This window comes from Helicobacter pylori SA37A (genome assembly GCF_000476015.1).
Lineage (GTDB): Bacteria > Campylobacterota > Campylobacteria > Campylobacterales > Helicobacteraceae > Helicobacter > Helicobacter pylori_DB.
Genome location: NZ_CBOO010000026.1, coordinates 1 through 5,904, shown reverse-complemented (window position 1 = coordinate 5,904; position 5,904 = coordinate 1). Strand labels below are relative to the sequence as shown.

The following is a 5,904-nucleotide window of genomic DNA, read 5'->3' as shown; positions in this document are numbered from 1 at the left end:
GGTAATGCGTTTTTTTAAGCATCAACAATTCATTGTAGCGCTTGATGAAAAATTTGAGCAAATGACGCAGAAATCTAAAGGCATGTTGCCTGCTGTGAATGTATCCATTATATTGATTCCAAATGGAATGATCTAAGAAAATAAATTCATCAACATAAGGGCTATCGGCAACCACACTCAAATCTTTGATGATTGAATTGCCAATAAAAACAATTTTATAATCTTTGTAATGCTCTTTGAAAGGGGCAAAAAAATTGCGTGTTAAAATATAATCCCCCACCACATCCAATCTCACAATACACAAGGCTTTTTCTGTGGCGTTTTGGCGTTTAATGGGAGCGATAGAAAGCAGCTTGTCAATCAGGCGTTGCGTCATTTCAAAGAGCCTAAGAGACCAATCAGAAGTCTTTCGGTTAAAATAAGCGTATAACAGCACAATAGGTAATAGTAGGATTGCAATAGGTAATAGTAGTTTCAAAATATTAATCCCAAACAAAAATTTTATCTTGTAGTGTAACACAAATTTAAAACTTTGATACACCAGCACCACAGATTTAGGCACAGAGCTAAGGCTAAAAACAATGATTAATGGCTTCATTAAGTGAGTCAAAACACCTCTATCGGGTTTTATCCTAACGAACTCAGCGCCTCCATTGCCAGATGGCGGCCTTTTAATGAACGATTTTTGGGCATCACCCCGCCTAATGGCTCAAACGATATGGGTTTGATTGACATTGAAAAAGAGGGTGAAAAGATTGTGGGTTTTATCAATTACCGCAAGATGTAGCTTTGATAAGAGACTTTTTGTTATAATCATACTTTTATTTATTCTTAATCTTTGCGTGGATTTTACATGATTGAACGCTAAAAAATAGGAGCTATTTTTGAAGTCTTTACTCTCTTTGTTTTTAAAATCAAAATTATCTTATCTTTATTATTGCCCTTATATAGCTTTCGTTTTGATGGTTGTAGCCTTTACAAGACTTCCTTTTATTAGAGATTTCTTTCTGCATCGTTATCCTTTTCAAGAACAAGTCCTTGATAATATACAAAACCAACTAGACAGATTGCTCACCCTTACAAAGCCTACTCCTCCGCCTATTCGTAAAAAAACCTTATGCTTTATCCGCTTGGACATTATTGGAGATTATATACTCTATCGCAATTTTTTACCTCTTTTTAAAAAATATTTTGAAGATTATGAAACCACCTTTATTGGAAACACCGTTATTAAAGACATAGCGACACACTGCGATTCTAAATATATAGATAAATTTATTTTTTTAGATAACACTTATTGGGAAAAATATTTGCGGATTGGCACTAATGGCTCATGCCTTTCAAAATTAAAAGAATTGTTATTTTTTCTCCCAAAATTCATGAGAAAACGCTATGAAGATGTTTCTAATTTAAGAAAAGAAAGCTACGAGATATGCATTAATAGTTCTATGTTTTATTTTTCAACTAAAGAAGACGCTATTATAAAGCACTTGATTGCCGAAAATAAAGTGGGGGTTTTTTGCACCCACCCAGTAGATTCGAACTTTCATAGAATCCGCTTAAGAAAAGAAACAGAAATCAGAAAAAGCTTTTACACGCATTTGTTCTATCCTAAAGAAGTGCCGCAATTCCTCTATGATTCCAATCAAGATTTTTTTCAGTCTTTTTTTAAGCATTTTAAAGGCGTGGATATAGGGTTTGTTGGACTTGAATTAAAACTCCCCATCGCTTTTGAATATGAAAAGTTTAAGAACATTCTAAAGCCACCTTATGGCGTGTTGAATCTTGGGGCTAGCGATGATTTTAGAGTGTATAAACGCTTTGATGAGATGATTGCTTTCTTAAATCCTGACTACCAACTCATTCTTTGCGGGAACTCTAAAGAAGATGAAAAGCTTGCCCATTCCATTCTAAAACGCCACAAAAATGCCATTTCTTTAGTCAATCAAACCGGCTTGATAGAATACCTTTATCTTTTAAAGAACGCTAGTTTTGCGATGGGCAATGAGTCTTCTATCATGCATTTGAGCGCTTGTTTGAAGATCCCTCATGCGTTCATCGTCTCTTCAGGTCTCTCAAGCCCAAGATTCCACCCCTACCCAAAGGAAGTTGGCCCTAATATCCACATGATCTATCCAATGGATTTTCAAAAAATAATTTCTAGGTCTAGCAACTGGATGTTCAAAGCCATGACTATGCCGCACCCACCAGTGGATTTTGTGAACCCACAAGATATTATTAGCGCCATTAAACGTTTTGCACCTCATCTTTTGAAAGAAGATACCCCATCTAATACCAACGAAACAACCTATTTTGAACGAGTTTGATTGCGTTACAAGCTTTTAGAAGATAACTTCAGCTTTAGATTGCAAAAGCATAAAAATCTGTTTTTTATTGAGCGATTGCATAAACTCTCTTCCAATTCAAGCTCTTAAAAAGGCTTTATTTTCCAACGAAGACGCTTGGACTTTTGACTTTAATAGATAAATCAGGCAAATATGGACAATCATAACCCTACCACTTTCTAATACCCATTCCCATAAACCTGATGCAAATTTTTACCTAAATTCACACTCTTTTAAATGGAGTGAATAGTTGATTTATGAGTGGTTTTTGCCATGTTAAACGATACAACAAAAACGCATAACTCCCCGATCCATTCAAATGCAAATCGCAAAGCATGTTCGTTACAAAAACATTAGAAATGGGGCTTACTTTAGAGTCTCTACCGCAAAGACAATAACCTTTCCTCTAACTTTGACGCTAATTGCTGATAGATCGTTTTATTTTGTTGTCTAAAATGCTCTACTAACATTTTTAAAACTTTTTGTTCTGGAAATAAAATTAACACAAGATTGAAAATTTCATCATTATCCAAAAGCTTTCTATAAACGCTTGGCGCTAAATCTTTGACTTCTCTAAAACTTTCTAAAGGATTTTCATCAAAATTCAAACTGGGTAAATCGGGCAAGGTTTCACGCCATCGCGCTAAATGGGTTAAGATCTCAGCCCAAACTTGCGGAATATTAAGTTTTTCAAACAACTCCTTACCATAGCACAATTTCAAAGGCACGCCATAATCAACAGATAATTTTTGCAATTCTTCTTTATAATAATTTTGATTTTTATTCAAACCCTCATCTATAAAGTAAAAATAGCCTTGAATGTTTTCGCCATAACGATGGATTAAAGCCTCTAATTTTCTTTCAAAGTTATCTATTTGCCCTCTCTTTTTGGCGCTGTCATGATCATCTCGCATTTTTTGTTCTATAAAATAATAGGTGTTATCTTTTTTAGCGAACTGATCCAATTCTAAAGATTCCCTTTTTTCTTTATCCTTATTGTAATAAGGGATTTTTTTAGACAAGGGTGAAAAGTTATGCTCTTTTAAATACTCTTCTATTAAGCGTTCAAACGCATCGCCAAACTTAATCTCATGGGAAGTTAGTAAATTTTGTAATAATTTTGTTTTAGGCTTAGTGGGTCTAAAAATCCCCAAATAGCGTTCAGGATTTTCGGCAATATTTTCAAGTAATTTTGCTTTAGATGTTCCAAAAACAAAACGATTAAAAATCTCGTTAAAGGTTTGATAGTCCATTAAGAGTCCCTTTGGCAGATATAACGCAATTCATCTAGCAATAAAAATTGATTTTGGTAATACGCATAAAAAAATTTCCAGCCATTATGGTTGGTTTTATTCAAATATTTAGCGCTCATCTTATGAATAGAGGTTTCATAATTTTCATTATCCCTCACTTGTCCGTTTTCTAAAACTTGACAAATTTTTTCTTTATTAGATGAGTATAAAAAATCCCCGATTTTTAATAATTGTTTAGAAATTAAAAGACTCATAGGGATTTTTGGGGGTTTAGTTTCTAATTCTAAATTAGTGATAAAATCGCTTTTATCCCTAGCGCTATTAAGGCGTTTTGTCGCTTCTTTAATATAAAAAGAATCTTTTTCAATGCCAATAAAATACCTGTTCATGGATTTAGCCACAGCCCCTGTTGTGCCTGTGCCAAAAAAGGGATCTAAAACAATATCTTTAGGTTTGGTCGCGCTTAAAATGATTTTTTTTAAGAGCGCTTCTGGTTTTTGCGTGGAATGCACTTTTTTACCTTGTGCGTCTTTTAGTCTTTCGTTACCCATGCAAATAGGGATTTGCCAAACTGATTTTTCTTGTTTGTCGTTATTGAGATACTTCATTGTTTTATAATTAAAGGTAACTTTGCTGTTTTTGTGTTTAGCACACCAAATAAGCGTCTCATGGGCGTTGCATAATCTCTTGCCAGCAAAATTAGGCACCGGATTGCTCTTGTGCCAAATAATATCATTGAGTATCCAAAACCCTAAATTTTGCAAATGAAAACCAATTCTAAAAATATTTTGAAAACTCCCTATCACACAAATACTGCCATTATCTTTTAAAATCCTTTGGCATTCTTTTAACCACCCCAAACAAAAGGTATCGTATTCTTCAAAAGAGCCAAATTTATCCCAATGATCCTCAACGCCTTGAAATTTTGTGCCTTCAAAACGCTTCAATTCCCCCTCTGTTTGCATAAAATATGGGGGGTCAGCAAAGATAAAATCAACGCTTTTATTAGGAAAATCTTTTAATTTTTCTAAACAATCCCCCTCTATGATAGTGTTTAAGTTTTCTTTTAAAAAATCCATTATTAATTAACCTTTTATATCTGCTACTCTAGCCATTTTAACACAAGCGTTTTAAGGCTATCTTAATGTTTAATCTTTAGCTTTGTTCTCATCAAATGCATCAAATGATAGAAGCTGTCTATCCCCACCTATTTTAAACGATACAACAAAAACGCGTAACTCCCCGATCCGTTCAAATGCAAATCGCAAAGCATGCCCGTTACAAAAACATTAGAAATGGGGCTTACTTTAGAGCCTCTATCGCAAATGAGAGCGAGATTAGGCAAGGCAGAATAAGGGGAAAGCTGATCCCCCACCTCCGGAAGAGATGTTAAGATCGCTTGCTTCTTTGCTGATGAATGCGGCATCAAAGTCAAGGCTGGCTTTGGCTTGACGCGATAAGATAAGGGCGATATTGGCATTAAATGGGGGGGGGGTGGATTTTGCAAGATTTCTTGCATTAACGCTTCGCTGTCATTCCCTTTTAAATGGGGCAAATCGCTCGTCAAAAATCCAAGCGTTTTTTGGATTTCAATCGTGCACGCGATGACTTTAATGATGTTAGTTACACGATCAAGGTCGCAAGGCTCGTTTTTGTGGCTTTTTAAATATTTTTCTAAAACACCATACCCCCCTATTCTATAATCATAAATTTCTTGACTCACCCCCCTAAAATAAGCGCTATGGTTGATATAAAGCCGTTGTTCTGGCTCGTTATGAAGAGGTTTTTTGATAATGGGGTTACGATCATGCGCTTCTTTATAGCAGGATTCGCCTATGGTGTCGTCTTCTAATTTTTCAAAGCTGTAATTCAGGCTTTCTTTATTTAAGACATGCAAGCCGATTAGTTCAATCCCTAAAAGGCTTAAAGCCCTAAACAAATCTTTATTGTTTGTGAAAAGGATTTTAGGGTAATCGGCTTTGAGAAAGTCTTCATAACGCTTGCGATAATTTGGGGAATACAATAACGCATAAATATAGCCTAAAACCTCTAGCGGCTCAAAAGAGTGGTTATAATGCTTGTCTATAAAGCTTCTAAACTCTGGCGTAAAATTTTCGGTGTAGCTGGGGTTATGGTATAGTGGATTCACATAATCGCCTCCCTCCATTCCTGGACATGTCCAAGTGCGCAAATCTGAAATTTTATTACTAACAAATCCTACGCCGCTTTTTTGTGATTGACAAAATCTGCGAGAAGTAATTAGCGCGACATTTTTGTGCGTTTGATTGGGTGTTTTAGGGTTTGTT

The 5,904-nt window shown here is 35.2% G+C and carries 5 protein-coding genes and 2 pseudogenes; 2 read left to right on the top strand and 5 right to left on the bottom strand.

All coding sequences use genetic code 11. The features are described 5' to 3' along the window. Positions 1-598 (bottom strand): annotated as a pseudogene (locus QT76_RS08580) (glycosyltransferase family 9 protein); the annotation flags it as partial. Between the two features lie 3 nt (positions 599-601). Here QT76_RS08580 and QT76_RS07625 point away from each other — a divergent pair. Together QT76_RS07625 and QT76_RS07620 are read left to right on the top strand one after the other, a co-directional pair. Further along, positions 602-787, top strand: a complete 186-nt coding sequence (locus tag QT76_RS07625) for a hypothetical protein (RefSeq protein ID WP_033617258.1) — start codon at positions 602-604, stop codon at positions 785-787. A gap of 97 nt (positions 788-884) precedes the next feature. Next, positions 885-2,327 carry a glycosyltransferase family 9 protein gene (locus tag QT76_RS07620; RefSeq protein ID WP_033617257.1) on the top strand — a complete coding sequence of 481 codons (1,443 nt, stop codon included), beginning with the start codon at positions 885-887 and terminating at the stop codon, positions 2,325-2,327. A 292-nt stretch (positions 2,328-2,619) separates the two neighbouring features. Here QT76_RS07620 and QT76_RS08685 read toward each other — a convergent pair. The 4 genes and pseudogenes from QT76_RS08685 to QT76_RS08305 form a co-directional block, all read right to left on the bottom strand. Then, positions 2,620-2,736 (bottom strand): annotated as a pseudogene (locus QT76_RS08685) (DNA methyltransferase); the annotation flags it as partial. After that, positions 2,726-3,598, bottom strand: a complete 873-nt coding sequence (locus QT76_RS07615) for an HpyAIV family type II restriction enzyme (RefSeq protein WP_033617256.1) — start codon at positions 3,596-3,598, stop codon at positions 2,726-2,728. The pseudogene QT76_RS08685 and the gene QT76_RS07615, both read right to left, overlap by 11 nt. After that, on the bottom strand, positions 3,598-4,677 hold the full coding sequence (locus tag QT76_RS07610) for a DNA-methyltransferase (protein ID WP_033617255.1): 1,080 nt from the start codon (positions 4,675-4,677) through the stop codon (positions 3,598-3,600). Before QT76_RS07610 ends, QT76_RS07615 begins: the two co-directional genes overlap by 1 nt. Positions 4,678-4,805: 128 nt before the next feature. Then, a partial coding sequence (locus tag QT76_RS08305; RefSeq protein ID WP_324286865.1) for a type ISP restriction/modification enzyme occupies positions 4,806-5,904 on the bottom strand: 1,099 nt, incomplete at its 5' end.